General features: G+C 59.7%; 3 protein-coding genes. All 3 read right to left on the bottom strand.

Going from position 1 to position 2,061, the window contains the following annotated elements; genetic code table 11:
* Nucleotides 1-850: ABC transporter permease subunit (locus ACXRVY_RS25950; protein WP_458238617.1), on the bottom strand; the 850-nt coding region annotated here is incomplete at its 3' end.
* A complete protein-coding gene (locus tag ACXRVY_RS25945) occupies nt 847-1,761 on the bottom strand; it encodes an ABC transporter permease subunit (RefSeq protein WP_223457627.1) in 915 nt (304 codons plus the stop codon). The genes ACXRVY_RS25945 and ACXRVY_RS25950, both read right to left, overlap by 4 nt.
* On the bottom strand, nt 1,758-2,061 hold a 304-nt coding region (locus ACXRVY_RS25940; RefSeq protein ID WP_458238616.1), incomplete at its 5' end, for a TOBE domain-containing protein. The genes ACXRVY_RS25945 and ACXRVY_RS25940, both read right to left, overlap by 4 nt.

Below are 2,061 nucleotides of genomic sequence, written 5' to 3'. Positions count from 1 at the left end.
GTTGCCAGGATTCGCTGGTGGTCTGGTCCATGGCTTCCTGGATCGCGCGATTGCGGCTTTCTTCGGCACGGCGGCTGAAGAACCAGACCATGAAGGTCACGATGGACACCGCCAACAGGATCAGGCTGGCCACGGCGTTGATCTCGGGTTTCACGCCCAGACGCACCGCCGAGAACACTTCCATCGGCAGGGTCGTGGAACCCGGACCCGACACGAAGCTCGCCAGCACCAGGTCATCCAGCGACAGGGCGAAGGACATCATGCCGCCGGCCGCCAGAGACGGCGCGATCATCGGAATGGTGATCAGGAAAAACACCTTGAATGGCTTCGCACCCAGGTCCATGGCCGCTTCTTCGATGGACAGGTCCAGTTCGCGAAGGCGGGCGGAGACTACCACCGCCACGTAGGCCGCACAAAAGGTGGTGTGGGCGATCCAGATGGTGACGATGCCGCGTTCCTGCGGCCAGCCGATCAATTGCGCCATGGCCACGAACAGCAGCAACAGCGACAGACCAGWGATCACCTCAGGCATCACCAGCGGCGCGGTGACCAGGCCGCCGAACAGCGTGCGGCCCTTGAAGCGGGTAACGCGAGTCAGGACGAACGCGGCTAACGTCCCTAGTGCGACTGCTGCGACGGCGGTGTAGCAGGCGATTTCCAGCGAGCGCCCCACCGAGCCCATCAGCTGGCTGTTGTCGAGCAAACCGGCGTACCACTTGATCGACCAGCCACCCCACACCGTCACCAACTTGGATGCGTTGAACGAGTAAATCACCAGAATCAGCATCGGCAGGTAGATAAACGACAGGCCGAAAATCAGCATGAACTTTGAAAATCCGAAGCGTTTCATCCCCGTGCCTCCATCTCTTTGGCCTGGCTGCGGTTGAACAGCAGAATCGGCACAATCAGGATCAACAGCATCACCACCGCCAGGGCAGACGCCACCGGCCAGTCGCGGTTGTTGAAGAACTCTTGCCACAACACACGGCCGATCATCAGGGTTTCCGGGCCGCCCAGCAGTTCCGGAATCACGAACTCACCGACCACYGGAATGAACACCAGCATGCAGCCGGCGATGATGCCGTTCCTGGCCAACGGCACGGTGATTTTCCAGAAGCTGTTGAAGTTGCTCGAACCCAGGTCCGACGCGGCTTCCAGCAGGCTGCCATCGTGCTTGACCAGGTTGGCGTACAGCGGCAACACCATGAACGGCAGGTAGGCGTAAACGACCCCGATGTAGACGGCGGTGTTGGTGTTGAGGATCTCGATCGGCGCCGAGGTCAGCCCGGTCCACATCAAGAATGCGTTGAGCAAACCGTTGTTGCTGAGGATGCCCATCCACGCGTAAACGCGGATCAGGATCGCGGTCCAGGTAGGCATCATGATCAACAGCAGCAGGACGTTTTGCGCTTCCTTGTTGGCCTTGGTAATCGCGTAGGCCATCGGGAAACCGATCACCAGGCACATCATCGTGCTGAGCAACGCTACTTTCAACGAGCCGAGGTACGCCGAGATGTACAGTTCGTCCTGGGTCAGCAGGCTGTAGTTACCGAGGTTCAACAGCAGCTGAAATTTTTGCTCGGCGAAGGTGTAGATCTCCGAGTACGGCGGAATGGCCAGGGCTGCTTCCGAGAAGCTGATCTTCATCACCAGGAAGAACGGCAGCATGAAGAACAGGAACAGCCAGATGAATGGAATCCCGATGACGAGCTTGCGCCCGCTGGGGACCAGTCTCAGAAATTGCTGATTGAAGGTTTTCATGCGCGCAGTACCACGCCGCTGTCGTCTTCCCACCACACGTAGACCTGATCGTCCCAGGTCGGGCGCGCACCACGGCGTTCGGCGTTGGCCATGAACGACTGGACGATCTTGCCGCCGGGCAGCTCGACGTAGAACACCGAGTGGCCGCCGAGGTAGGCGATGTCATGCACCTTGCCGCTGGACCAGTTGTAGCGGTGCTCGGGCTTGACGGTGCTGACCAGCAATTTTTCCGGACGGATCGCGTAGGTAACCGACTTGTCCTGCACCGAAGTGCTGACGCCGTGACCGACGTAGATCTTC

This window comes from Pseudomonas sp. P5_A2_2 (assembly GCF_054177685.1).
Note: the sequence above shows the minus strand (reverse complement) of the source record. Positions and strands in the feature narration are given on the sequence as shown.